Source organism: Arthrobacter halodurans (assembly GCF_041877255.1).
In the GTDB taxonomy this organism is placed as follows: Bacteria; Actinomycetota; Actinomycetes; order Actinomycetales; family Micrococcaceae; genus Arthrobacter_N; species Arthrobacter_N halodurans.
Genome location: NZ_JBHDLJ010000012.1, coordinates 1 through 24470, shown reverse-complemented (window position 1 = coordinate 24470; position 24470 = coordinate 1). Strand labels below are relative to the sequence as shown.

The following is a 24470-nucleotide window of genomic DNA, read 5'->3' as shown; positions in this document are numbered from 1 at the left end:
TGCCGCCCCCGGGGCCTTTCGGTTCGTCGTCCCCGGCGGCCTCAGGGCAGAATGGATCACAAACCGCCCGCGACTGCGCGGCGGCTCCAGCTGACCCCATGATGAGGTTCAACAGTGACATTCGGTGCCGACAATCCATTCGGCGGGCGCCCCCAAGGCCCCGGCGAGCCCAACGGTGGGACGAGGCCGCAGCAGGGTCCCCCGCGCAAGCCGTCCGCGCTGATGCCGACCATCGTGGTCGTCGGCGTCCTCGTGGCGGCTTTCGTCTTCTTCGCCAACATCTACGCGGATGTGCTGTGGTACGGACAGCTGGGCTTCGCCGAGGTCTTCTGGAAGGAGAACCTCTCCAAAGCCGGCATCTTCGCCGTCGCGTTCCTCGTCATGGCCGCAGCCGTCTGGCTCAGCCTGATGCTCGCCCACCGCTCGCGCCCGGTCTACGCGCCGGACGCGCAGATGCAGGACAGCCTGCACCGCTACCAGTCGCAGCTCGAGCCCATCCGCCGGCTGCTGATGGTCGGCGTCCCCGTGGTCCTGGGCGCCTTCGCCGCGACCGCCGTCACGTCGCAGTGGCAGCAGGTCCTGCTGTACTTCAACCAGGTGCCCTACGGCGAGGTCGATCCGCGCTTCGGGATGGACCTGTCCTTCTACATGAACACGCTGCCGTTCCTGGGCCTCGTCGTCGGCTACCTCATCAGCGTGGTCCTCATCGCCGGCATCGCCGGCCTCCTGACGCACTACCTCTACGGCGGCATCCGCATCGAAGAGCGCGGCGGGGTCGTGGTCTCCAAGGCCGCCCGCATCCACATCAGCGTCTTCGCCGGCCTCTTCCTGCTGCTCCAGGCGGCGAACTACTGGATGGACCGCTACGCGACGCTCGTTTCCCAGGACGGTCGCGTGGCCGGCGCGCTCTACACGGACGTCAACGCCGTCATTCCCACGAAGACCATCCTGGCCATCGCCGCGATCCTCGTGGCCCTGCTCTTCATCGCCGGCGCGATCGGGGGCCAGTGGAAGCTGCCGCTGGTCGGCAGCGCCATGCTCGTCGTCACCGCGCTGGTCGCCGGCGGCATCTACCCGTTCATCGTCCAGCAGTACCAGGTCCAGCCGTCCGAGAAGACGCTGGAGCAGCAGTACATCCAGGACAACATCGAGATGACCCGCATGGCGTACGGCCTGGACGACATCCAGGTGACGCCGTACAACGCGACCACGGACACGGCGCGCGACGCCCTGGCCAAGGACAGCGCCACCACCACCAACATCCGCCTGCTGGACCCGAACCTGATCTCGGACGCGTTCGCGCAGCTGCAGCAGTTCCGCACCTACTACCGCTTCGCCCCGACGTTGAACGTCGACCGCTACCGGGTCGAGGACAAGGTGGAGGACACCGTCATCGCGGTCCGCGAAGTCAACGTCGACCCGACGGACAGCTGGGTCAACCAGCACATCACCTACACGCACGGCTACGGAGTCGTGGCCGCGTACGGCGCGAAGGTCGCCGCCGGCGGCCGTCCGGACTTCATGCTCGGCGGCATCCCGACCGACGGCGTGCTCGGCGACGACTCGACCTACGAGCCGCGCATCTACTTCGGCGAGTTTTCCCCGGAGTACTCGGTCGTCGGTGGGCCCGAGGGCTGGGCCCCACGCGAGCTCGACCGCCCGCAGGACGAGTCCGGGGCCGGCGACGCGAAGACCACCTTCCAGGGCGACGGCGGCCCCAGCGTCGGCAACTTCTTCAACCGCCTGGTCTACGCGCTGAAGTTCGGCTCCACCGACCTGCTGCTCTCCGGCGACGTTAACAGCGAGTCGCAGATCCTCTACGACCGCACCCCGAAGGACCGCGTGGAGAAGGTGGCGCCGTACCTGACGGTCGACTCGAACGCCTATCCGGCCATCGTCGACGGGCGCGTGAAATGGATCGTGGACGCGTACACCACGAACGACAACTTCCCGTATTCGACGGCGCAGCAGCTGGAGTCCGCGGTGCGCGACTCGTTGACCGGCGAGAACCGCGCCAACGCGCTCTCCGGGCAGGTCAACTACATCCGCAACTCGGTGAAGGCCACCGTCGACGCCAACGACGGCTCGGTGGACCTCTACGCGTGGGAGCCGGACGAGCCGCTGCTGCAGGCGTGGCAGAAGGTCTTCCCGACCACCATCAAGCCGTTCAGCGAGATGTCCGCGGACCTCATGGCCCACGTCCGCTATCCGGAGGACCTCTTCAAGGTCCAGCGCGAACTGCTCGGCCAGTACCACGTGACCGACCCGGACGACTTCTACGAGTCGAACGACGCATGGTCCGTCCCGAACGATCCGACCGAGCCGACGATCGCCGTCAAGCAGCCCCCGTACTACCTGTCGCTGCGCATGCCGGACCAGGAGAGCGAGACCTTCTCGCTGACGTCGACGTTCATCCCGGCCACCAGCGCGGGCAGCCAGCAGCGCAACGTGCTCTACGGCTTCCTCTCCGCCGAGGCGGACGCCGGCACGGAGGCCGGTGTGAAGTCGGAGGGCTACGGGACGCTGCGGCTCCTCGAGCTGCCGCGCAACACCGTCGTCCCCGGCCCCGGCCAGGCGCAGCAGAACTTCGACTCCAACACCAACGTCTCGGCCCAGCTCAACCTGCTCCGCCAGGGCGCGTCGGAGGTCATCAACGGCAACCTGCTCTCGCTTCCGGTCGGCGGCGGCATCCTGCACGTCCAGCCGGTCTACATCCAGTCCACCGGCGCGACGTCGTACCCGACGCTGCGCAAGGTCCTGGTGTCCTTCGGCGACAAGGTGGGCTTCGCCGACACCCTCGCCGAGGCGCTCGACCAGCTCTTCGAGGGCTCGTCCGGGGCCGAGACCAACGAGGGCGAGGGCGGAACCCCCGCTCCGGGCGAGGAGGAGCCGACGACATCGACTGCGGAGCAGCGGCTGGGCGAGGCACTGGAGGCCGCCAACGCGGCCATCCAGGCGGGCCAGGCCGCACTGGCCGAGGGCGACTTCGCCACCTACGGCGAGGAGCAGGCAAAGCTCCAACAGGCCCTGCAGCAGGCGCTGGACGCCGAGGCGGAGATCACCGGCGAGCCGGTGGCCCCCCCGGAGGGCGAGGGCGCCGAGCCGACCGAATCCGCCCCGGCGGAGGGCAACGGCTAGCCACCGATTTGGTGTTTCACCCCGTAAGGTGCGAAGCTTGGACTTCACGCCGCGGGGTGGAGCAGTTCGGTAGCTCGCCGGGCTCATAACCCGGAGGTCACAGGTTCAAATCCTGTCCCCGCAACCAAGTGACGCGCAAGGCCCCGAACGGTTCAACCGTTCGGGGCCTTGCTCATGTCCGGGCTGCCGCGGGCACGCGGCCACGTCGGCCGCGGCGGCTACAGGGGCTCCGGCGGCTGGGCGGGATCCAGGAAATCGCCAGCGCCCCGGCGGAAGCGGGCCAGGATCCCCACGAGCTGCCGCAGGTCCTCCGCTGGAATGCCGGGGGCGCCGAAGACCTCGGCGTTCAGCCGTTCGGTGGCGGCGGAGACCAGCTCGCGGCCGGCGTCGGTGATGGTCACGAGCGTGGCCCGGCGGTCGGTCGGGTGGGCGCCCCTGCGCACCAGGGCGTCGCGTTCGAGGCGATCGACCGTGTTGGTGGTGCTGGTGGGGTGGACCTGCAGGCGGGCGCTCGCGCTGGCCATGGGCAGCGCGCCGCCGCGCGAGAAGGCGAGCAGCCGCAGGAGCTCGAACCGGGCGAACGACAGCCCGAAGTCCCTGAGCGCGGACTCCACGCGCGAGAGCATGAGTTGCTGCGTCCGCATCACCGAGGCGACGGCGACCATGCCGTCGGCGGCGCCGCCCCAGCCGTGCTCGATCCACTGGCGCCGGGCCTCGGCGATCGGGTCGGTCGGCAGCGGCCGTGCGGAAGCCATGGTGTCGCGTCCTTTCGTGGGGCCCTGCCGGGTCCGGGACGGCCGCCGTAAGCGGCCTTCCCCCTATGTACTCTGCTTTCCTACTAAATGCTAGCAAGTCCTAGTATTGTTTCCGGAGAATCCCCGCGCGAGAGGAACGCACCGTGAAGTCCACAGCAAGCAGGCCGGGCGGCAAGACGCAGCCCGCCCGGGTCCGGTTCCTCTGGGCCGCGTTGGGGGCCGTCGTCGCCCTGGGGCTGCTGGTCCTCGCGGCGCGCTGGCTCGTGACCCTGGACGCGGTCCAGGGGTTCCTGGCCACCTACCCGGGCCACACGGAGCTTCCCGCGGACGCCCCGACCGGCTTTCCCGCGTGGCTCGCGTGGCAGCACTTCCTGAACGCCTTCTTCCTCGTCCTGATCATCCGCACGGGCTGGCAGGTGCGCTCGACCGCCCGGCCGCCGGCGCACTGGACCCGCAACAACAAGGGCCTGATCAAGACGAAGAACCCGCCGAAGCGGATCAGCATCGACCTCTGGCTCCACCTGACGCTGGACGCGCTCTGGGTCCTGAACGGCGCAGTGTTCATGGTCCTGGTCTTCGCCACCGGCCAGTGGATGCGGATCGTCCCGACGAGCTGGGAGGTGCTGCCGAACGCCGCGTCGGCGGCGTTGCAGTACGCGTCGCTGGACTGGCCGCTGGAGAACGGCTGGGTCAACTACAACAGCCTCCAGGTGCTGGCCTACTTCACCACGGTGTTCATCGCGGCGCCGCTGGCGATCGCCACGGGGCTGCGCATGTCGGAGGCGTGGCCGAAGAAGGCGGCCGTGAACAAGGTGTTCCCGATCGAGGCCGCGCGCGCCGTGCACTTCCCGGTGATGATCTACTTCGTGCTTTTCGTGATCGTCCACGTCGCGCTGGTGTTCGCCACCGGCGCGCTACGCAACCTCAACCACATGTACGCCGTCCGCGACGACGCCGGCTGGCTGGGCTTCTGGATCTTCGCGGCCTCCGTGGTGGCCATGGTCGGGGCCTGGTTCCTGGCGCGGCCCGTCTTCCTCGCGCCCGTCGCGTCCCTGACGGGCAAGGTCAGCCGCTGATGCACGGCCCGTCCGAGGAGCAGCGGGCCATCGTCGAGATGGTCCGGGACTTCGCGGCGGAGCGGATCGCCCCGCACGCGGCCGCGTGGGACCGCGACCACCACTTTCCGGTGGACGTCCTCCGCGAGGCCGGCGCCCTGGGCATGGGTGCGATCTACGCCCGCGAGGAGTTCGGCGGATCCGGGTTGGGCCGCGTCGACGCCGTCCTCGTGTTCGAGGAGCTGGCCAAGGCCTGCCCGACGATCTCGGCGTACATCTCGATCCACAACATGGTGGTGTGGATGGTCGACACCTTCGGCGACGATGCGCAGCGCGCGCGCTGGGTGCCGGGACTGGCCTCCATGGACGACCTCGCCAGCTACTGCCTGACCGAGCCCGGCGCAGGGTCCGACGCCGCGGCGCTCACCACGCGCGCCGCACGCGAAGGCGGCGACTACGTCCTCACCGGCGTCAAGCAGTTCATCTCCGGGGCCGGTGCCGCCGCGCACTACCTGGTCATGGCCCGCACCGCCGACACGGGCGGCCGCGGCATCACCGCGTTCATGGTCCCCGCGGGCGCGGAGGGGCTGTCCTTCGGCCCGCCGGAGCGCAAGATGGGCTGGAACGCCCAGCCCACGCGCCAGGTCGTCCTGGACCGCGTCCGCGTGCCGGCTGCGGATCGCCTCGGAGCGGAGGGCGCGGGTTTCGGCATCGCGATGAAGGGCCTCAACGGCGGCCGCCTCAACATCGGTGCGTGCTCGCTGGGCGGGGGACAGGCGGCGCTGGACCGCTCGATCGCCCACCTCAGGGAACGCACCGCCTTCGGCCGCCCGCTGATCGAGCAGCAGACCCTGCTTTTCGAGCTCGCGGACATGGAGACGAGCCTCGAGTGCGCCCGCACCTTCCTGCACCGCGCGGCGGACGCGCTGGAGAGCGGATCGCCCGACGCGGTCCGGCTGTGCGCCATGGCCAAGCGGGTGGCCACCGATGCCGGGTTCGAGGTCGCGAATTCGGCGGTCCAGCTCCACGGAGGCTACGGGTACCTGGCCGAGTACGGGCTGGAGAAGATCGTGCGCGACCTGCGCGTCCACCAGATCCTCGAGGGAAGCAACGAGATCATGCGCCTGATCGTCGGCCGGATGATCGCCGAGCGCAGGCCCGGCTGAGCGGGGGACACCGCCGATTTGGACTCGCCGCCGGGCTCCGGTACAGTTGTAAGCACGCCGCGGGGTGGAGCAGTTCGGTAGCTCGCCGGGCTCATAACCCGGAGGTCACAGGTTCAAATCCTGTCCCCGCAACGCTAGAGACAGCCTCTGACTCGGAGAAATCCGGTCAGGGGCTGTTTTTTTGCGTGCGCGCATCCCCGGCCGGCGCACCCGCCGGACAGCCGAACGCCCCCGCCACGGAGGGCGGGGGCGTTCGGCGCGGTGCGGGGAACCCGCGGCGCCGCGCGCTACGCGCCGTGGTAGGTCGTCTCCTCGGTGGCCGACGCCGCGTCCGACGCCGCCGATCCCAGCGCCGACGGAGACTTTCCCGCCTTCAGCGCCGCGAGGCGGGCCTCGACCTCGGTCTGCTCCCCGAGGTCCTCCAGGGACTCGAACTGGGAATCCAGGCTGGAGGCCGCGAGTTCGCTGGCGCCGATCACGCGGGCCTCCTCGCGGCGGATCTTCTCCTCGAAGCGGGACACCTCCGAGGTCGGGTCCATGATGTCGATGCTCTTGATCGCGTCGTGCACCTGCGTCTGGGCCTGCGCCGACTTGGCGCGGGCCACCAGCTCGTCGCGCTTGGAGACGAGCTCCTGGCGCTTGCCCTTCATCGCCTCAAGCCCGGACTTCAGCTTCGCGACGATCTCCTCCTGCGAGGCGATCGTGGGCTCTGCGCCGCGGGCCTCGCCCTCGGCCTGCATCTGGCGCTGGATGGCGACCTTGGCCAGGTTGTCGAACTTCGCGGCGTCGGCCTCGTTGCCCGCCGTCCGGTACTCGTCGGCCTTGCGGGACGCGGCGAGGGCCTTGTTGCCCCAATCGCGGGCCGCCTCCTGGTCCTCGCGGTGGTCCTGCTGAATCATGCGCAGGTTGCCGATGGTCTGCGCCACGGCCGTCTCCGCCTCGGCGATGTTGTTGGTGTAGTCGCGGACCATCTGGTCCAGCATCCGCTGCGGATCCTCCGCCGAATCGAGGATGGCATTGATGTTGGCCTTCGCCAGCTGCGAGACTCTGCCAAAAATTGACTGCTTGATCATGGGGTCACCCTCCAGTTTTCGTTGGTACCGCTTCTGTCTGTTGCGTTCCTGCCGCCGGCCCGTCGCGGCGCCGGTTGTCTGCGTTTCCGGTCCGTCCGCCGCCGGGCCGGTCCGCGTCCGGGGGCTAGAAGTTGCCGCCTCCACCGCCGTCGCCGCCGAAACCGCCGCCGAAGCCGCCTCCGCCGCCCCCGCCGCCGAACCCGCCGAAGCCGCCGCCCCCGAAGATGCCGCCTCCGGAGTCCCCGGAGTGCCCCCCGCGGAGGATGGAGTCGATCAGGATGCCGCCGAGGATCGCGCCGCCGAGGCCGCCGCCCCCGCGACCCCCTCCGAAGCCGCCGCCTCCGAACCCACCGCCTCCGAATCCGTCGCCGCCGAACCCGCCGACGTCGCTCTCGGCCTCGCGCGCCGCCTGGTCCGCGAGGTAGGCGGCCTGGTGGGCGTACTGCAGGGCGGCGACCGGCTCCCGGTTGCCGAGGCGAAGCGCCTCGTCCAGGTTGCGTTGGGCCTCCGCCAAGCGGGTCCGTGCCGTGGAGCCGACGGCCCCGCGCCGCGCCCGGATGAAGTCGCCCGTGCCCTCGATCTTGACCTGCGCGCTCCGCACGGCGGCCTGCAGCTGCTCGGCGGCCCGCTGGGCCTGCTCCCGCTGGTCCCTGATGGCCGAGAGTGGGGCGTCCAGCTGCTCGTGGGCGTGCTCCACCGTGCCGAGCAGCCCCACGGGATCGACGCGCCCGCCCTGCAGCTGCGCACGGACCTCGGCCAGCGCCTGTTCCACCGCGGCCACCGGACCCGCGAGCTCGGGGTTCGTCCCGCTCCCCACGAGGGCGCGGGCCTGCGCGAGGTCGCGGGCGGTCGCGGCGACGGCCGACTCGAGGTCGGTGCGCGCCCGCGCCAGATCCGCGCCCGTCTTGTCGATCGCGGCCAGCAGGACGCCGGCCTGGTGGAGGCTCTCCTCGCCGGCGCGGACCGCGACTGCGGCCTCCGCCGTCGACTGCCCGGCGATCTTCGCCTCGGCCGTCGCGATCGCGCTGTCCACGAAGTCCAGGCGCTCGGAGGCCTGGGCGATGTTGTCGTGGACCTGGGTCAGCGCCCCGTCGGCGTACGTCCCGGTCAGCGAGTCGAGCGCGGCGCGCGCCGCGACGAGCCGCTCGCGCACGGGGGCGGTGGCGCCCTTGAGCGACTCCACGGCCTGCGGGGCGTTGCGTTCCAGCTCCCGCAGGGCGTCGAACTCCTCCTTATGCTCCTCGAGCGTGTCGTTCACGGCCTCGCACCGGCGGATGATGTCCCCGAGCCACGTGCGCTGTTCCAGCTCGGTGTCCGGGATGTGGTCGTCCAGCTGCTGCTGCAGCTTGAACGACTCGTTGAGGTGCTCCTTGGCGGCGGCGATGTCCTCGAGGAACGGCTTGACGGAGTCCCCGCCGTACTGCGCCATGGCGAAGCCGACCTCCTGTTCGCTGGACTTCACCGCGTCGTCCGCCGCGATGAGCAGGCTGCCCGCGCGTCGCCGGAGGTCCTCGATGGCGAGCCCGGCGAGGGGGTCCACGGGCTGGCCGTCTGGCCCCGCCTGCGGGCCCTGCGCCCCGGTGGCCGGGGCCAGCCGGCGCCGGCGGGACAGGGCCCATGCGGTCGCCCCGCCGGCCACGACGACGCCGCCGATGATCCACGGTGCCGCGGACGCGCCGCCACCGGAGGCTTCGGCGTCGCCCTCGCCGGTTGCGGAGCCCAGCTCGCCGTCGGCCGCGGCCTCGATCCCCGCCGCGGCCTGCACGCCCGCGTCGGCCAAGGCCTCGGGGCTCAACTCGCCGCCGAGCTCGGGAACCACGAATTGCTCCCAGATCTCCTGGTCGAACGCGGCGATGTCGCCGTCGGGGTGTGACCGCAGGTGGCCCTGGCGCGCGTCGACGGCCAGCGCCAGCACGGTGTCGCTGGGACCGAGGCCCTTCGCGTCGGACACCTCGTCCACCCAGTCGCCGGGGTCCGCGGGATCGGTGAAGGTGTCGACGTAGATGACGAACAGGCTCTTGCCCGTGGCGCTCCGCAGCTCCCCGACCGCGTCCTCGACCCGCGCGGCCTCGGAGCCCAGGACGTCCGCCTGGTCCACCACGAACTCGCCCGGGGGAATCGTCACGGGCGGCTCGGCGGACGCCGGGCCCGCCAGCAGGAACAGGAAAAGCGCGGAGGCGCCGACGGCGGCCGCCCCGCGTCTGGCTATGGATCGCATGAATCACCCTTCGACATCGTGGACGGCCCTCACCCGCCGGTCGATATCGAGGCTGATATCCGGCCCCCGGCGTGGGGGGCTGTCGGTCTCGATTCTATGGTTGGCTAGTGCGAGCGTCCACCGGGGACCCTGCGCCCACAGCGAAAGGCGTCGCCCGTCCGCCGCACGGCCAACTCACAGCGGGCACTCAGGGAAAGCTTTCGGGGAACACAGAGCGGCTTGGCATAGTTGACCCCAAGGAACCCCAGAAAGGACTCCAGCGATGAGCGACCAGAGGAACACCCCGGGCGAGGACGCCGGCGCGGGCCTTCCGCCGCGGCCCCAAACGCCGCCGAAGGCCCCCAGCGACCCCTACTCGTCGTGGAATTCCACGCAGCCGATCGGTGCGCCGGGGCCCAACTACCCCTCCTACGGCACCCCGGATCCCCGCGACCCGTCCTCCGCGCCCGCGTCCGCGTTCGGACCCTCCCCGGCAGCCTACCGGCGGCAGCCGAAGCGGTTCGGCGCGCCCGTGCTGCTCGCCGGGATGCTGGCCGCGGCACTCGTCGGCGGCGGCGCGGCAGTGGGCGCCAACCAGCTCATCGTCGGCGGCGCCCAGCCGATCGCCGTGTCCTCGGCCGCCGCGGGCGAGTCGGTGGTCATCAACAACCCCGAGAACGTCACCGCAGTCACCGCCGCCGCCGCCAAGGCGTCGCCGAGCGTGGTCACCATCGAGGTCAACGACGGAGAGCAGGGCGGGTCGGGCTCCGGCATCATCCTGGACGACGACGGCCACATCCTGACCAACACGCACGTCGTGACGCTCGGGGGCGCCACGGCCTCGCCGAACGTGTCGGTGCGCACGAGCGACGGCGCCGTGCACGAGGCCACGATCGTCGGCACGGACCCGCTCTCCGACCTCGCGGTCATCAAGATCGAGGCCGGCAACCTGACCCCGGCCACGCTGGGCGAGTCGGGCAAGCTCAACGTCGGCGACACGGCGATCGCCATCGGCGCGCCACTGGGCCTGAGCGGCACGGTGACCGACGGCATCGTCTCCACACTGAACCGCACCATCAGCGTCGCGTCCTCCGCCGTCCCGGACGACACCGCGGAGGGACAACCCGAGGAGGAGGAGGGCGGGGACCAGTTCAACTTCCAGTTCCCGGGCGAGCAGGGGCAGGCGGGCGGCACCGGGTCGATCTACGTGAACGTCCTGCAGACCGATGCGGCCATCAACCACGGCAACTCCGGAGGCGCCCTCGTGGACATCGAGGGCAGGATCATCGGCGTCAACGTCGCGATCGCCTCGTCCGGGTCCTCGTCCGAGGGCGGGAGCATCGGTGTCGGTTTCGCGATCCCCATCGACTACGCGCAGCGGATCGCCAACGACCTGATCGCGGACGGCAAGGCCACCCACGGCCTGCTGGGTGTGACGGTGCAGGCCAAGCCCGCGGACACCGGCGAATCGAGGACCTCGTTCAGCGTCGGCGCGGAGATCCGCGACGTCGCCCCGGATTCGCCCGCGGCGCAGGCCGGGCTCCAGTCCGGGGACGTCATCACCGGCGTGGGAGACCGTCCCATCGACGACAGCCTCTCGCTCACGGCCGCCGTGCGCGAGTACGCCGCCGGAACGAAGGCCACGATCCACTACACGCGCGGCGGCGAAGCGGCCAGCGTGGAGGTCACCGTCGCGGCGTCCCCCGAGGGCTGATCCGCGGTCCCGCGCGACCGACCCCGCCGTGCCGCCCCGTGTGGCACGGCGGGGTGCCGCGGGTTACAGTTAGTAACCATTAACCGTGTGTCCGTGACCGCCGCGGAACGCAGGGTGGCCGGCCGGCAAGGGCCGGCACGTCGCAGAGGAAAGGCAGCAATGAGCGAGGCAAGCGCGCCGCTGAAGGTCTTGGTCCTGGTCAAGCACGTCCCCGACGCCCAGTTCGACCGGCATCTCTCGGGGCCGAACAACACGGCAGACCGGGCGGACAGCATCCTGTCCGAACTCGACGAGTACGCCGTGGAGGCGGCCCTGCAGATCTCCGAATCCCGCGGCGGTCCCAAGGCCGGCAACACGGTCACCGCCCTGACCATGGGCCCGGAGGCGGCCGTCAACGCGGTCAAGAAGTCGCTGCAGATGGGCGCCACCGACGGAGTGCACGTCACGGATCCGGCGCTGGCCGGGTCCGACGCGGCCGCGACGTCCCTGGCCCTGGCCAAGGCGGTCGAGCGCCTCGGGGGCTTCGACCTGATCATCACGGGCATGTCCTCGACCGACGGGGAGACCTCGCTGGTCCCGTCCCAGCTCGCGGAGCGTCTGGGACTGCCCCAGATGACGCTCGTCGCGAGCCTGGACTTCGCGGCCGACGGCTCGCTCGCGGGCCGGCGTGACGGCGACGCGAGCTCGCAGACCGTCCAGGCGGCCCTGCCGGCGCTCGTCTCGGTCACCGACCAGTTCGACGAACCGCGCTACCCGAACTTCAAGGGCATCATCGCGGCCAAGAAGAAGAAGATCGCCGTCCTGACGCTGGCCGACCTCGGCGTCTCGCCGGACGAGGTCGGCGTGGCCGGGTCCTGGACCCGCGTCGTCGCCGCCGACGCGCGCCCCGCGCGCCAGGCGGGAACGGTCATCACGGACCAGGGCGACGCCGGCGTGAAGCTGGTCGACTTCCTGGCCGCCCAGAAACTGCTCTAGGAACGAGGGAACCCCACATGGCCAACATCCTGGTATTCATCGACACCCCCTCGGCGCGCCCCGGAAAGTCGCAGCGCGAACTCCTGACGCTCGCCGCCCGGCTCGGCACGCCTGTGGCCGTCGTCACGGCCCCCGTGGGGGACGACGTCGTCGCCGCCCTGGGTGGGCATGGCGCCGCGACCGTCTATGCGCCGGCGGAGGACCTGGCGTCGACGCTGGTCGCCGGCAAGGCGGCGTTCGTGGCCGGGGCCGCCACCGCCTCCGGCGCGGTGGCGGTGCTGCTGCCGAACTCGGGGGAGGGCAAGGAGATCGCCGGCCGCGTCGGCATCAAGCTCTCCTCCGGGGTGATCACCGACGCCGTGGACATCTCCGCCGACCTCACCGTCACCAAGTCCGTCCTGGCGGGCTCCTACACGGTCGCGGCCCAGGTCACGCGCGGCATCCCGGTCGTCACGGTCAAACCGAACAGCATCGAACCGGCGGAGCCGACGGGCGTCCCCGCGGCGCGCGCCGAGTTGGCCGCCGCGGAGGCCGGTCCCGCGGCGCGCGTCACGGCGACCGAGGCCAAGGCCTCGAGCGGCCGCCCCGAGCTGCAGGACGCGCGCATCGTCGTCTCCGGCGGGCGCGGGCTCGACGGCGACTTCTCTCCGGTCGAACAGCTTGCCGACGCCCTGGGCGCCGCCGTCGGCGCGTCCCGCGCCGCCACCGACGCCGGGTGGATCGGGCACGGCTACCAGGTCGGCCAGACCGGCAAGACCGTTTCGCCGCAGCTGTACATCTGCGCGGGGATCTCCGGGGCCGTCCAGCACAAGGCCGGCATGCAGACCGCGCAGACCATCGTGGCCATCAACAACGACCCCGACGCGCCGATCTTCGAGATCGCCGACTTCGGCATCGTGGGCGACCTCTCGAGCGTCCTTCCCCAGGCGGCCGCGGAGATCATCCGCCGCCGGAGCTGACGGTGTCCGCCTTCGACCCGGCGTCGCCGCTGGTGCGCCGGGTCCTGTGCTTCGCCGCGCACCCCGACGACCTCGACTTCGGCGCCTCCGGCACGGTGGCGGCCTGGACGGCGGCGGGCGTCGACGTGCAGTACTGCATCATGACCGACGGCGACGCGGGCGGCTTCGATCCCGGTCACCGCGAGGAGATCGTCGCGATGCGCCACGAGGAGCAGCGGCAGGCCGCCCGGATCGTCGGGGTGGAGCACGTGCACTTCCTGGGCGAGCGCGACGGCTACCTCGAACCCTCGCACGACGTCCAGCGCAAGGTCGTGGCGCTGGTGCGCCGGCTGCGCCCCGACGTCGTCCTCGCCATGCACCCGGAGCGGGACTGGGACCGGCTTCAGCGGTCGCACCCGGACCACCTCGCCTGCGGCGAAGCCGTGACGCGCGCGGTCTATCCGGCCGTGGAGAACCCCTATGCCTATCCGGAGCTCGCGGCGGAGGGGCTCGCGGCGTACAAGCTGGAGTGGCTCCTGCTCTACGGCGGCCCGGCGGGGCGGGAGAACGTGCGGGTGGATGTCACGGACGTCTTCGGCCAGAAGCTCCAGGCGCTGCGCCAGCACCTGACGCAGCATCCGGACGTGGAGAAGATGGAGGCGTTCGTTCGGGCCAACGCCGGTCGGAAGGCGGCGGACGGCGGCCTCGCCGCGGGGCGCCTCGCCGAGGCCTTCCACGCCGTGGCCGTCAACGCGGCGGACACCATCGCCGGCTTCTAGGCCGCCACCCGGCCGCTGCCGGCCCGGAAACCGGCGCCTCTGGGGGTCCTACCGCCCGGACTCCGGCAGGTCGACGCTCACCAGTGGATCGGCGGAGGGCTTCTCGGATCCGCCGGACGGTTCGAGCGTCACCGCCACCGCCTGCACGTCGTCCAGTCCGCGGAACCCGCTCGTCCCGTCGGTGGCCCCGGGCTCCAGCACCTCCAGGGAACTGAGCCCGCCGGAGCCGGAGGACACCAGCCACACCTGGTAGGCGGTGTCCGCGGGCGGCTCGGGCAGGCTCGTCAGCGCGAAGGAGCCGGCGTCGCGCGAGGGGGCCACGGCAAGCGTCGCCGTCCCGCCGCCGTCGATGGGCACGGCGCGTTCGACCCGGTCCCCGGCGCCCGCGACCTCGGCGGTCAGGTCCCGCGGGGCGAACGCCGCGAACAGGCTCACGGCGCCGGCGACCACGACCAGCGCGGCCGCGGCGACGAGCATCCACTTCCTGACGGGCGCCACGCGCCGGGCCGGACGGTGCACGGCGACCTCGTCCACCAGGTCCAGGCCCAAGTCGTCGTCCTGCCGCTCGTGGCCGGAGGCACGTGCTGCTCCGGGATCGCTCTGACGCATGGTTCCCCATCCTTGGTGGTTGCTCGCGGGCCGGGCGTGACCCGTATCCAGCTTAGGCGACCAGGGTGCGGCGACTAGGGTACGGCGACCGGTGAGGCGGCGGGTCAGGTCGCCGGCGCCGACTTCTCGGCGGAACCGGCGAATCCGTGCTGCCGCCACGCCTCGTAGACCGCGATCGAGGCGGAGTTGGCGAGGTTCAGCGAGCGCCGGGAGGGCTGCATCGGGAGGCGCACACGCGCCGTGACCCGCGGGTCGGACTTGACCTCGGCCGGCAGCCCGACCGACTCGGGGCCGAAAAGCAGGACGTCGCCCGGGAGGTAGTCCACGTCGGTATAGAGGCGTTCGCCGTCGGAGGTGAACGCGAACATGCGGCCGGGGGCAAGGGACTCCCACGCCGCGTCGAGGTCGCGGTGCACGGTCACCCGCGCCAGGTCGTGGTAGTCGAGGCCCGCACGGCGCAGCTTCGCGTCGGAGAAGTCGAAGCCGAGCGGCTCGACCAGATGCAGCTCGGCTCCGGTCACGGCCGCGAGGCGGATGGCGTTGCCCGTATTGCCGGGAATCTCGGGGGAGTAGAACAGTATGCGGAACACCGTCCCATCCTATGCTCCGGGTGGCGCGGACTCCGGTGCCGCTGCCGGGACTGGCGGGACGGGCGGCTCCACGGGGCCCTGGTCCAGGCGGAACGGCGGGTACTCGTCGCGCATGAGCAGGACGTAGACCCCGACCCGGAAGATCCAGCGGTTCAGCCCCATGATGAGATCGAACAGCGGGCGGCGGTAGCGGCCCGTGAACAGCAGGATGACGGCGGCGACGAGCACGAGGATCCCGAGCAGCGACACGCCCGCGGTGCTCTCGTACTCCCAGGCGCCCGCGTCCCACGCCGCGGAGCCGGAGCCGGAGCCGGAGTCCGGGACCGGGTCCCGGTCGATGCTCCCGCCTCCGGTGGAGCTTCCCGTCAGCGCGGCCACGACCAGGAGGTGCGGGATCGCGAGGAGCCAGGACTTGACCAGGACCAGGCCGCGGTGCAGGCGGAGCGGGTATTCGACCTCGGCGTCGGCGGGGTAGTCCGCTCGCTCCAGCGTGAACGGAGGATAGCGGTCGGTCCCGAGGGGCGAGAACGCGTAGTAGACCACGCGCCAGTGCCAGCGGAGGACCCCGACGTTGAAGTTGAAGAGGGAGCGCGGATAGCGGCCCGTGAACAGGATCGCGAACCACGCGACGACGGTGGTGACGATCAGCGCGACCCACAGGAAGGCCAGCACGACGAGGTGGGGTATCGAGAGGAACCACTTCACCAGCCACTTCCAGTTGGACAGGCCGGGGTCCAGATGGCCGGTCAGGCGCGCGGGGTACGGGCGGTAGTCGTCGGGCACGGCGGCGGCCGCGGCAACCGGCGCGGTGCCGGCGGCAAGCGGCGCCGCTCCCGCGGCAACCGGCGCGTTGCCGTCCCCCGGGGGACGGCCCTGGCGCCCGAGCCCGATGGCCCCGAGGACGATCAGCCCGCCGCCGATCAGCAGCAGGGCGATCCCCCCTCCCAGCAGTCCCGCGGCCAGGGGACCCAGCAGGTCCGAGCGCGCCCCCACCTGCAGGTCCGCGGCGGCGAGGATTTCTCCGTCGGCCCGCATCACCACCACCGCCCAGTCGCCCGGGCGGATGTCCCAGACGAGTTCCTGCGTGCCGGGGCCCGTCGCGGCCGCCGCCCAGAACTCCTCTCCGGCCGGCGGCTGCGGAGTCCTGGTGCCCGCCACGTCGCGGTACGTCGCGCGGAAGGGCGCGTATTCGACGCCGGTGAGCTCGGTGTGAGCGACGCCGGCCAGGTAGGCCGCGGCGTCGTCCCGCGGTGCGACGCCGAGGAAGATCTCCTGGCCCTCGAAGGGCGCGGCGCCGCGCAGCAGGATGCTTCCGAGGCCGTCGGACGGGAAGCCCGCGGGCATCCCGTCCTCGACCATGACGTCGAGGCCGGGGGTGGTCAGGGCGTGCGACGCCACGCGGAACCGCTCGACCGGTGAGGTGAGGAACCTGCCGTCCTGCTGCTGGGCGTTGGCCCAGCCCAGCCCGGCCGCCACGGCGAGCAGGCCGCAGCCCGCCAGCGCCATCAGCGTCCCCGCCACCAACATGATGATTCGGCCGATTTTCATGTCCGGGACCCCTTCCTGGGCGGCCTTGCACCGCCAACCGTCCCCCGTGAGGAAGTATGCGCCGCCAATCGACGGCGCACTAGGGGAAGGGGCGTTCCCTAGTACATGCCGCCCAGGAGGCGGGCCAGCACCGGCACGTCGACGACGTTCGGGGAGGGGCCGGTCCCGAGGAACATCTTGAGCTCCCGGACCAGGTTCGCCGCGTTGACCACGTGCACGCCGGCGGCGGAGGACGGGTCGGCGCCCCGGGCGTAGTCGACCACGGGCTCGTGGAGGTTTCCGTCGGGGGAGTGGATGACCGTCCAACCGGTGACGTTCAGTTCCGGGAACAGCTCCTGCATGCGCCGCACCGCGGGGGCGAGCCGCGGCGGCGAGATGGTCTTGCCGTCGCGCAGCAGCGTCGCACCGTCCCAGCGGTAGACGCCTCGCGGCAGCATCATGGAGTCGACGAGGGCCAGACGGTATCCGGCCAGCACCGCATGGTCCAGATGGCCGTTGTCGGCCGGGGAGTTCAGGCCGTTGACCAGACGCGCCGACGGCAGGACGTCCAGCACGTTGCCGGCGATCAGCTGCACCGTCCGCGCCTCGCGCGCGAGCCGGGCGTGCGCCCCGAAGAGCCCCCGCTTGCGCGGCGCGCCGTGGATGCGCTGCCCCGCCGTCGCCCGGTCCAGGACCGGCACCGCGCCCGGCGTGAACGCCGGGACGTAGCGCGTGGCGTCCGTCGCGGCGGCCCGGCGCCGCTCCGGTCCCGGGGGCGGATCGGGTTCCGCGCGGTAGGACGCCTCGGCGTCGGAGGAGGGGCGCGCGTACGCCGAGGAGCCGCCGTAGCTGCGGTCGTAGGTGGCGCGGGCGGCGGGTTCGGACAGGGTCTTGTACGCCAAGGAGACCAGGCGGAACTCGGCGGCGTCGCCTCCGTGGTCCGGGTGCGTGGCCCGGGCGGCGCGCCGGAACGCGGCCTTGACCTCGTCCTGCCCCGCGGTCCGGGAAATCCCCAGCACCTCGTAGTGGGTCCGTTCCTGCGCCAACGGCTGCCTTTCCCTGGTGTGCTGTCCTGTTCCGGCCGGGACAGTTGCCCGCCCGGAGAATTCTACCGGCGCGTACGACGGCGGTTCGCCGCCCCGGTGCCGTCGCGCCGTCGTCGTGGGTGTTAACGCGGCGGCCTCCGCCGGCGTTCCGCGGGGCCTGGCGCCGGCGTCAGGCAACGGGGTCGCACGCGGGGTCGCCCGCGCGCCCGCTCGACCGCTCGGCTAACCGTCCGGCCGCTCCGCGGCGCGGCGGTAGTCGATGAAGAGCGCGCCGTCCTCCTCCAGGAGCGCGGAGATCCGCAGGGGCACCAGCGGATGCTCGGCGCCCTCGGCGATCCGCCGCGCCGTGCCACCGGCCAGCAGGGGGCTGAGCGTCAGGCACAGGCTGTCCACGAGGTCGGCCGCCTGGAACGCGCCGAACAGCGACGGGCCGCCCTCCGAATGGACCGCGCGGTGCCCGCGCCGGGTGAGCTCGCGCAGGACCGCCGCGGGATCCACCCCGTCCCGGCCGCAGGCGACGACGTCCGCGACGTCCGCGAATGCGCCGGCGTCCCGTTCGGCGGCCGGAGCCGTGGTCAGGAGCAGGGGGCGGACGGGGGCCTGGGCGAAGAAGGCGGACGCCGGGTCCAGATCCAGCGTCCCGGAGACGACGGCGACGCCGGGGTGTGGGGGCCGTCCGCGTTCCCGGCGCCACGCCCGGCCCGCTGCGTCCACCAACTCGCCGGCGTAGCCCTCCGCCCGGACGGTTCCCGCGCCCACCAGGATCGTGTCCGCGTGCCGGCGCAGCAGCGCGAAGATGCGGCGGTCCGCGTCGCCGCCCAGGTCCCCCGACGCGCCGTCGTGCGTGGACGCGCCGTCGGCCGTGCCCACGAAGTTGAACCGCACGAAGGGCATCGGCCCGCGGGGCGGGGCGTAGAGGTCGAGGACCGCCGCGTCGTCGAGCGCCGGGACGGGGGTGGGAAGGAGTTGGCGGACCATCGGTTAACCCCGCCGGTCGGAGCGGACGGCGCGCTCGGAGAGCACGTCCCGAGCGGAAGGCGCGTGGGACGGCTCGTTGGACTCGCCCATGTTGTGCTTGAGGTACACGGGTTCGCGCCAGCCCATCGTGGCCTCGATGAGCCGGACCGCGGAAACCGACTCGGGGACGTTGTGCATCCGGACGATCCGGGCCCCGTTCATGATGCACAGCGTCGCGGCCGCGAGCGATCCGGCCGTCCGCTCGTGTTTGGGCTGGTCCAGGGTCTCGCCGATGAAGTCCTTGTTGGAGACCGCCGCGAGCGCGGGGTACCCCAGCGCGGCGATCTCCTCGAAACGGCGGCTGATTTCCAGCGTGTGGAGGGTGTTCTTGTTCAGGTCGTGGCCCGGGTCGACGATGATCTTGTCCGCTCCGACCCCGAGTTCGAGGGCGAGGCCGACCCGCAACCGGAGGAACTCCGTCACGTCGGCGACGACGTCGCCGTACGTCGGGCGCGGGTAGACGGTCCGTGGCGGCGCGACGGAGTGCGTGATGACGAGGTGGGCGCCGCGGTCCGCCACGACCTTCCCGAGCCCTGGGTGGCTGAGCCCCGTGGTGTCGTTGATGATGTCGGCCCCGGCGTCGATGGCCGCGGCGGCGACCTCGGGCAGGAAGGTGTCGGCGGAGATAAGCGCGTCCGTCCCCGCCCGGACCGCTCGGATGACGGGGACGATGCGGTCGGCCTCGTCCCGCCAGGACAGGGCGGGGCCCGGCGCGAAGGGCACGCCGCCGATGTCCAGCCAGTCGGCGCCCTGTTGGGCGGCGAGCAGCGCGGCGTCGATCGCGGGCCGCAGGGCGAAGGTGGCACCGCCGTCGTAGAAACTGTCGGGGGTCCTGTTGATGATGGCCATGACGGCGATCTGCCGGGAGAAATCGATCGAGCGGTGCGCGAACCGGTGGACCGGGTGGTCGAGCTGGGGCAGATGCATGCTCACGGGGACGCTCCTTCGAGGGTTACACCATTCATACCAGTAGCGGGCGGCCGGCGGGCCGCGGAGACCGGGTGTTCGCTTGTAGGCTGGCCGGATGGCACTGAACTTCGCCGGGCCCGAACCCGGACGCTGGATCGTCGACGCGCTCGCCGGGGACCTGACGGATCCGGGGGCCGCGCAGACCGTCGCCGGTCAGATCCCGGGCGGTTTCGAGGCGTACGCGCGCATCTTCCATCCCGCGCGCGACGACGACGGCCGTGCGGTCCGCTGGGCGGCGATCGCGGCGGGGCAGGGTACCGAGCTGCACGGCGAGGCCCAGTTCGCGGGCGTCTCCGGCCTGGACGACACCGGCCACCCGTGGCGCGAGGACGCGTGGGAGGGCGAACCGCCGTCGGGCGACGGCCTGCCGCAGCCGGATCTGGCGGCACTCGCCGCTGTCCTCGCCCGACACACCGGCACGCCGGACCGTCTCTACCTGGCACTGTGGAACGGCTACGCGTTCATCCACGGCGGCGACGCGGTGTCGGTGCTGTCCGCCGACGCCGGGGGACTCGACGAGGAGACCGCGGAACGCGAGGAGCGGCTCGAGCGGGAGCTGAAGCGGCCGGCCTTCGGCCCCGACGTGCTCGGTGGGCCGATGCTGGAGCTCGGCGACGAGGGCTACCGGGCCTACTTCGTGTTCTCCGGCACGTCCGGGGACCTCGCCCACCCGCTGTGGAAGCGGGGGTCGTCCTTCGAGGAGCGCCAGGCGCCGAACATGGCGTGGCCGGCCGACCATGCGTGGATGCTGTCCACGGAGCTCTACGAGGACAGCACGATCGTCGGCGGCAGCGCGGAGCTGGTCCGCGCGCTCGCCGGGGATCCGGATCTGGAGGTCCGCGCGGTCACCCGGGACTCCCGGCTGGACCTCGCGGGCGACACCGTCAATCCGCGGCCGGAATCGCCCGGACTCTGAGCCCCCGTCCCGCGGGAGGCGCGGGCGGAGGGGCCGCCGCGGATCGGCTCCGCGCCGCGTAGGTAGAATTGGGGGGTGTCCTCGCCAACTCCTGCCCCCCGGGGTCCCGTCTACGTGGATCACGCGGCGACCACGCCGATCTCGGCCCGCGCCCTCGCCGCGATGACCCGCGAGCTCGCACGGACGGGAAATCCGTCCTCCCTGCACGGTGCCGGCCGGCGTGCCCACATGGTGGTCGAGGAGGCGCGCGAGAGGCTCGCCGCGGCCGTCGGGGCCCATTCCTCCGAGGTGATCTTCACCTCGGGCGGAACCGAGGCGGACAACCTGGCGCTCAAGGGCCTGTACTGGGCCCGTGCCGCGCAGGACCCCCGGCGCCGCCGGATCCTCTGCTGCGCCGTCGAACACCACGCCGTCCTCGACGCTGTCGAATGGCTCGGGGAGCACGAGGGGGCCGAGGTCGTCTGGCTACCCGTGGACCCCCAGGGCCGCGTCCGTCCCGAGGAAGTGCGTGCCGAGATCGAACGCGATCCGGAGTCCGTCGCCCTGGTGACCGTCATGTGGGCCAACAACGAGGTCGGCGCCGTGCAGCCGCTCCCCTCCGTCGTGTCCGCCGCCGCCGCGCACGGTATCCCCGTCCACTCCGACGCGGTCCAGGCGTTCACCGCCGTGCCCGTGGACTTCGCGGGTTCCGGGTTGGCCACGCTGGCGCTGAGCGGCCACAAGATCGGCGGTCCGGTGGGGATCGGCGCGCTGCTGGTGCGCCGGGACGTGACGCTGACACCGGTACAGCACGGCGGCGGCCACGAGCGGGCGCTGCGTTCGGGGACGCTCAACGCGGCCGCGGCGGCGGCGTTCGCCGAGGCCGCGGCCGAGGGTGCGGAGCGCCTCGCGGGCGAGGCCGAACGGCTCGCCGCGCTCCGCGACCGACTGATCGCGGGCGTCCGCGAGGCCGTGCCCGAGGCCCGGCTCAGCGGTCCGGAGGACGCGGCGCACGCCGGGGAGCGGCTTCCCGGGAACGCCCACTTCACGTTCCCGGGCTGCGAGGGGGATTCGCTGCTGTTCGTCCTGGACATGCTGGGCGTCGAGTCCTCGACCGGGTCCGCCTGCACCGCGGGCGTGCCGAGGCCAAGCCACGTGCTGCTCGCCATGGGGTTGGACGAGGCGACCGCGCGGGGTGCCCAGCGCTTCTCGCTGGGGCATACGACGACGGAGTCCGACGTTGATACCGTGGTGGCTGCCCTTCCGGAGGCCTACGCGAGGGCATTGCGGGCGGGCATGGCGGCACAGAAGAGCAGCATCCAAACGGCGGGAACGGGATTCACGGCATGAAGGTCTTGGCAGCAATGAGTGGCGGGGTCGATTCCGCGGTGGCGGCGGCGCGCGCGGTGGACGCGGGGCACGACGTCGTCGGAGTGCACCTGGCGCTGAGCCGCATGCCGGGGACCCTGCGCACGGGCAGCCGCGGATGCTGCACGATCGAGGACTCGCGCGATGCGTGGCGGGCCTGCGACGTGCTGGGCATCCCGTACTACGTCTGGGACTTCTCCGAGCGCTTCAAGGAGGACGTCGTCGACGACTTCATCGCCGAATACGCGGCCGGACGCACACCCAACCCCTGTATGCGTTGCAACGAGCGGATCAAGTTCGCCGCGTTGCTGGAGAAGGCGATCGCGTTGGGTTTCGATGCCGTTTGCACGGGGCACTACGCGAAGGTCATCGAGGATGCGGACGGCAACCGCGAGTTGCACCGCGCGGCCGACTGGGCCAAGGACCAGTCCTACGTCTTGGGTGTGCTGACGCACGAGCAGCTCAAGCATTCGCTCTTCCCGCTCGCGGAGACGCCGTCCAAGGCGGAGGTTCGGGAGGAGGCGGAGCGGCGCGGTCTTTCCGTCGCCAACAAGCCGGACAGCCACGACATTTGCTTCATCCCCGACGGGGACACCCGGGGCTGGCTCGAGGAGCGCATCGAGATGAGCGAGGGCGAAATCGTCGACCAGTCCGGGACGAGTGTGGGCAAGCATCCCGGGGCCCACGCGTTCACGGTGGGCCAGCGCAAGGGACTCAAGCTCGGCCGTCCAGCTCCGGACGGCAAGCCCCGCTTCGTGTTGGAGATCCGTCCCAAGGAGAACAAGGTCGTCGTGGGGCCGGAGGCCCTGCTGGCCGTGGATCGGCTGCGGGGCATCAAGATCAGCTGGGCCGGTCTGCCCCTGGCCGAGGCGTTCTCCGGGGAGGCGTTCGAATGCATGGTCCAGGTGCGGGCCCACGCGGACCCAGTAGCGGCCCGGGCCTCACTGGCGCGGGTGGAGTCCGGCGCGGGCTCCGCGGCCGACGAACTCGTGGTGGACCTGGTTGAGCCGTTGCGCGGCGTCGCACCCGGGCAGACGATGGTGCTCTACCGTGGCACCCGGGTCCTCGGACAGGCGACCATCGACTCGGCGCGCAGCCTGGACTGGGATCCCGCGGCGGTTTCCTGAGTCTCAGCCGTCGCGGACCTGCTCGTCGACGACACCGATCATGCGGGTGCCAATGTCCTCGTACTCGCACCGGACACGTCCGGCGTCGACCGGTGGAAGCTGGTGTGGGGAGTGGTCGTCGCAGTGCACGAAATCGAAGTCCGGCCACCACTTCTTGGGCCGCGCAGCCTCGGAGTAGCCGCAGACGGTGCAGGTGAGATGGACCCAGACGGGGCGCTTGCCTTGGCGGTTCGCGCGCGATTGGACCAGCCACGCCGGCGGCTCGGCGACGAGCGCCGCAAGGTCCGCCTCGCTCATGCGCGCCGGAAGGTTGTGGCGCTTCGCCATCTCCACCGGAATATCTAGTGCTATGGCGGCGTCTCGTCGAGTCATCATGGCCATTAACACTAGGTCATCTCCGTCCCCGTACCGCGCGGGGCCGTGGCCTCGTAGGCTGGCCGCATGCGGCAGCGGACGCCGGGAGGGATGGTGTGGCCACGTGAACAGTGCGAGTGTGGATGTGCGGTCGATCTCCGTCTTCGTCGCGATCTCCTTCGGCCTCTCGTGGCTGATCGCGCTGCCCCTGTGGTTCGGGGCGGGCCTGGCGGATCCGCTGTTTCCCCTCTACGCGTTGGCCATGATGTCGACGCCCGCGATCGCCGCCCTGATCGTCGCCCGTTGGGTCGATCCCGGGGCACCGGGCGGGGAGCCACGCATAGCCCGCAGGCTCGGCCTCGTGCCGCTTCGGCCACTTGGCCGGCTCTCGCTGTATCTGGCAGCTGCCGTCGCGATCCCCGTGCTGTCGATTCTGGGCGGGTTGCTGATCGGTGCGGCCGCGGGTGTCTATCCGGCGGACTTCCTCAACGTCTCGGGCCTGCGGCAGCTGATGGCTGCCCAAGCGTCCTCGGCGGGCGTTGAGCTCCCCGAACTGTCCACGTCGGTTCTCGTTGCCGCGCAGTTCGTGAACATCGCGCTGGGAAGCCTTATCAACACGGTGCCGGCGCTGGGCGAGGAACTCGGCTGGCGTGGCTGGCTGGTGCCGCGGCTGCGGCCGCTCGGTACTGCGGGGATGATCCTGGTCTCCGGTGTGATCTGGGGTTTGTGGCATGCGCCCTTGGTACTGCTGGGCTACAACTACGCGCCTGCGCCGGAGTCGCTCGGCTTGTTGGCGATGTGCGGTCTGACGATCAGCTTCGGCGCGGTGCTGGCGTGGCTGCGCCTGGCGTCCGGCAGTGTCTGGCCCGCCGCGTTGGCCCACGGTGCCCTCAACGCGTCGGCCGGGCTCATGGTGGTCTTCGCCGTGCCCGGATCACTCGACACGCTACAGGTGGCGCCGCTCGGTTGGACTGGCTGGATCATCCCGCTCGCCCTCGGATCGGGACTGCTGATCCATCTCCAACGACGCGGCATGCGGAGCGATCAAGGGCGCGGCGACGAACCGGGCTTCTCCGGAAGCGCGGACGACGCGGGCGATCGCGTTTAGCGAAAGGCCCGTCCGCCGCCTCGCGACGATCGGTGTCCGACCGTGGCCCGGAGTACTGGAGGATCACCCC

General features: G+C 71.7%; 21 protein-coding genes and 2 tRNA genes. 13 read left to right on the top strand and 10 right to left on the bottom strand.

The annotated features are described in order from the left end of the window. The first annotated feature begins 222 nt into the window (after positions 1 to 222). A complete protein-coding gene (locus ACETWP_RS13365; protein ID WP_373972750.1) occupies positions 223 to 3138 on the top strand; it encodes a UPF0182 family membrane protein in 2916 nt (971 codons plus the stop codon). A gap of 50 nt (positions 3139 to 3188) precedes the next feature. Further along, positions 3189 to 3265: transfer RNA gene (locus ACETWP_RS13360), tRNA-Met, on the top strand. 91 nt (positions 3266 to 3356) lie between these two features. Here the strand turns inward: ACETWP_RS13360 and ACETWP_RS13355 are convergent. Beyond that, a complete protein-coding gene (locus ACETWP_RS13355) occupies positions 3357 to 3893 on the bottom strand; it encodes a MarR family winged helix-turn-helix transcriptional regulator (RefSeq protein WP_373972749.1) in 537 nt (178 codons plus the stop codon). 212 nt (positions 3894 to 4105) lie between these two features. Here ACETWP_RS13355 and ACETWP_RS13350 point away from each other — a divergent pair, with 212 nt between their 5' ends. The 3 genes from ACETWP_RS13350 to ACETWP_RS13340 all read left to right on the top strand — a co-directional run bounded on the left by ACETWP_RS13350 (position 4106) and on the right by ACETWP_RS13340 (position 6246). Continuing rightward, a complete protein-coding gene (locus ACETWP_RS13350) occupies positions 4106 to 4969 on the top strand; it encodes a cytochrome b/b6 domain-containing protein (RefSeq protein ID WP_373972824.1) in 864 nt (287 codons plus the stop codon). Continuing rightward, positions 4969 to 6114: an acyl-CoA dehydrogenase family protein gene (locus ACETWP_RS13345; protein WP_373972748.1), complete on the top strand. Its 1146-nt coding sequence runs from the start codon at positions 4969 to 4971 to the stop codon at positions 6112 to 6114. The genes ACETWP_RS13350 and ACETWP_RS13345 overlap by 1 nt, the downstream gene beginning before the upstream one ends. Before the next feature lie 58 nt (positions 6115 to 6172). Further along, positions 6173 to 6246: transfer RNA gene (locus ACETWP_RS13340), tRNA-Met, on the top strand. 155 nt (positions 6247 to 6401) lie between these two features. On the opposite strand, the gene ACETWP_RS13335 is transcribed toward ACETWP_RS13340, so the two are convergent. Together ACETWP_RS13335 and ACETWP_RS13330 are read right to left on the bottom strand one after the other, a co-directional pair. Next, positions 6402 to 7187, bottom strand: a complete 786-nt coding sequence (locus ACETWP_RS13335) for a PspA/IM30 family protein (RefSeq protein ID WP_373972747.1) — start codon at positions 7185 to 7187, stop codon at positions 6402 to 6404. A 124-nt stretch (positions 7188 to 7311) separates the two neighbouring features. Further along, positions 7312 to 9405 carry a TPM domain-containing protein gene (locus ACETWP_RS13330; RefSeq protein WP_373972746.1) on the bottom strand — a complete coding sequence of 698 codons (2094 nt, stop codon included), beginning with the start codon at positions 9403 to 9405 and terminating at the stop codon, positions 7312 to 7314. Positions 9406 to 9667: 262 nt separating this feature from the next. Here ACETWP_RS13330 and ACETWP_RS13325 point away from each other — a divergent pair, with 262 nt between their 5' ends. The 4 genes from ACETWP_RS13325 to ACETWP_RS13310 all read left to right on the top strand — a co-directional run bounded on the left by ACETWP_RS13325 (position 9668) and on the right by ACETWP_RS13310 (position 13790). Then, entirely contained in the window at positions 9668 to 11098 is a 1431-nt protein-coding gene (locus tag ACETWP_RS13325) for a S1C family serine protease (protein WP_373972745.1), read from the top strand. Positions 11099 to 11257: 159 nt separating this feature from the next. Beyond that, entirely contained in the window at positions 11258 to 12073 is an 816-nt protein-coding gene (locus tag ACETWP_RS13320) for an electron transfer flavoprotein subunit beta/FixA family protein (RefSeq protein WP_373972744.1), read from the top strand. Between the two features lie 17 nt (positions 12074 to 12090). Then, positions 12091 to 13032 carry an electron transfer flavoprotein subunit alpha/FixB family protein gene (locus tag ACETWP_RS13315; RefSeq protein WP_373972743.1) on the top strand — a complete coding sequence of 314 codons (942 nt, stop codon included), beginning with the start codon at positions 12091 to 12093 and terminating at the stop codon, positions 13030 to 13032. Positions 13033 to 13034: 2 nt separating this feature from the next. Continuing rightward, complete coding sequence (locus ACETWP_RS13310) at positions 13035 to 13790, top strand: PIG-L deacetylase family protein (RefSeq protein ID WP_373972742.1); 756 nt, start codon at positions 13035 to 13037, stop codon at positions 13788 to 13790. A gap of 48 nt (positions 13791 to 13838) precedes the next feature. Here ACETWP_RS13310 and ACETWP_RS13305 read toward each other — a convergent pair whose 3' ends face one another. From ACETWP_RS13305 to folP, 6 genes are all read right to left on the bottom strand, one after another. After that, positions 13839 to 14399, bottom strand: coding sequence for an anti-sigma factor (locus tag ACETWP_RS13305; RefSeq protein WP_373972741.1), 561 nt, complete (start codon positions 14397 to 14399; stop codon positions 13839 to 13841). Between the two features lie 104 nt (positions 14400 to 14503). Further along, positions 14504 to 14989, bottom strand: a complete 486-nt coding sequence (locus ACETWP_RS13300) for a tRNA (cytidine(34)-2'-O)-methyltransferase (protein ID WP_373972740.1) — start codon at positions 14987 to 14989, stop codon at positions 14504 to 14506. 9 nt (positions 14990 to 14998) lie between these two features. After that, complete coding sequence (locus ACETWP_RS13295; protein ID WP_373972739.1) at positions 14999 to 16537, bottom strand: DUF4389 domain-containing protein; 1539 nt, start codon at positions 16535 to 16537, stop codon at positions 14999 to 15001. A 98-nt stretch (positions 16538 to 16635) separates the two neighbouring features. Continuing rightward, positions 16636 to 17562, bottom strand: coding sequence for a J domain-containing protein (locus ACETWP_RS13290; RefSeq protein ID WP_373972738.1), 927 nt, complete (start codon positions 17560 to 17562; stop codon positions 16636 to 16638). Between the two features lie 222 nt (positions 17563 to 17784). After that, complete coding sequence (locus ACETWP_RS13285) at positions 17785 to 18540, bottom strand: pyrimidine reductase family protein (RefSeq protein WP_373972737.1); 756 nt, start codon at positions 18538 to 18540, stop codon at positions 17785 to 17787. Positions 18541 to 18543: 3 nt separating this feature from the next. Continuing rightward, on the bottom strand, positions 18544 to 19506 hold the full coding sequence (folP, locus tag ACETWP_RS13280) for a dihydropteroate synthase (RefSeq protein WP_373972823.1): 963 nt from the start codon (positions 19504 to 19506) through the stop codon (positions 18544 to 18546). Positions 19507 to 19603: 97 nt separating this feature from the next. Between folP and ACETWP_RS13275 the strand changes: the two genes are divergently transcribed. The 3 genes from ACETWP_RS13275 to mnmA all read left to right on the top strand — a co-directional run bounded on the left by ACETWP_RS13275 (position 19604) and on the right by mnmA (position 22938). Continuing rightward, on the top strand, positions 19604 to 20464 hold the full coding sequence (locus ACETWP_RS13275; protein ID WP_373972736.1) for a hypothetical protein: 861 nt from the start codon (positions 19604 to 19606) through the stop codon (positions 20462 to 20464). A gap of 75 nt (positions 20465 to 20539) precedes the next feature. Continuing rightward, complete coding sequence (locus ACETWP_RS13270; protein WP_373972735.1) at positions 20540 to 21793, top strand: cysteine desulfurase family protein; 1254 nt, start codon at positions 20540 to 20542, stop codon at positions 21791 to 21793. Further along, a complete protein-coding gene (gene mnmA / locus ACETWP_RS13265) occupies positions 21790 to 22938 on the top strand; it encodes a tRNA 2-thiouridine(34) synthase MnmA (RefSeq protein WP_373972734.1) in 1149 nt (382 codons plus the stop codon). Before ACETWP_RS13270 ends, mnmA begins: the two co-directional genes overlap by 4 nt. A gap of 3 nt (positions 22939 to 22941) precedes the next feature. Here mnmA and ACETWP_RS13260 read toward each other — a convergent pair whose 3' ends face one another. Beyond that, entirely contained in the window at positions 22942 to 23313 is a 372-nt protein-coding gene (locus ACETWP_RS13260) for a hypothetical protein (protein WP_373972733.1), read from the bottom strand. A gap of 118 nt (positions 23314 to 23431) precedes the next feature. On the opposite strand from ACETWP_RS13260, the gene ACETWP_RS13255 reads away from it, so the two are divergent. Next, complete coding sequence (locus tag ACETWP_RS13255; RefSeq protein WP_373972732.1) at positions 23432 to 24400, top strand: CPBP family intramembrane glutamic endopeptidase; 969 nt, start codon at positions 23432 to 23434, stop codon at positions 24398 to 24400. Positions 24401 to 24470: the final 70 nt, after the last annotated feature.

Coding starts and splice junctions, on each gene's coding strand:
- ACETWP_RS13365 (WP_373972750.1), top strand. CDS start 223: ATGCCGACCATCGTGGTCGTCGGCGTCCTCGTGGCGGCTTTCGTCTTC.
- ACETWP_RS13355 (WP_373972749.1), bottom strand. CDS start 3,893: ATGGCTTCCGCACGGCCGCTGCCGACCGACCCGATCGCCGAGGCCCGG.
- ACETWP_RS13345 (WP_373972748.1), top strand. CDS start 4,969: ATGCACGGCCCGTCCGAGGAGCAGCGGGCCATCGTCGAGATGGTCCGG.
- ACETWP_RS13335 (WP_373972747.1), bottom strand. CDS start 7,187: ATGATCAAGCAGTCAATTTTTGGCAGAGTCTCGCAGCTGGCGAAGGCC.
- ACETWP_RS13330 (WP_373972746.1), bottom strand. CDS start 9,405: ATGCGATCCATAGCCAGACGCGGGGCGGCCGCCGTCGGCGCCTCCGCG.
- ACETWP_RS13325 (WP_373972745.1), top strand. CDS start 9,668: ATGAGCGACCAGAGGAACACCCCGGGCGAGGACGCCGGCGCGGGCCTT.
- ACETWP_RS13320 (WP_373972744.1), top strand. CDS start 11,258: ATGAGCGAGGCAAGCGCGCCGCTGAAGGTCTTGGTCCTGGTCAAGCAC.
- ACETWP_RS13315 (WP_373972743.1), top strand. CDS start 12,091: ATGGCCAACATCCTGGTATTCATCGACACCCCCTCGGCGCGCCCCGGA.
- ACETWP_RS13305 (WP_373972741.1), bottom strand. CDS start 14,399: ATGCGTCAGAGCGATCCCGGAGCAGCACGTGCCTCCGGCCACGAGCGG.
- ACETWP_RS13295 (WP_373972739.1), bottom strand. CDS start 16,537: ATGAAAATCGGCCGAATCATCATGTTGGTGGCGGGGACGCTGATGGCG.
- ACETWP_RS13285 (WP_373972737.1), bottom strand. CDS start 18,540: ATGGTCCGCCAACTCCTTCCCACCCCCGTCCCGGCGCTCGACGACGCG.
- folP (WP_373972823.1), bottom strand. CDS start 19,506: ATGCATCTGCCCCAGCTCGACCACCCGGTCCACCGGTTCGCGCACCGC.
- ACETWP_RS13275 (WP_373972736.1), top strand. CDS start 19,604: ATGGCACTGAACTTCGCCGGGCCCGAACCCGGACGCTGGATCGTCGAC.
- mnmA (WP_373972734.1), top strand. CDS start 21,790: ATGAAGGTCTTGGCAGCAATGAGTGGCGGGGTCGATTCCGCGGTGGCG.
- ACETWP_RS13260 (WP_373972733.1), bottom strand. CDS start 23,313: ATGATGACTCGACGAGACGCCGCCATAGCACTAGATATTCCGGTGGAG.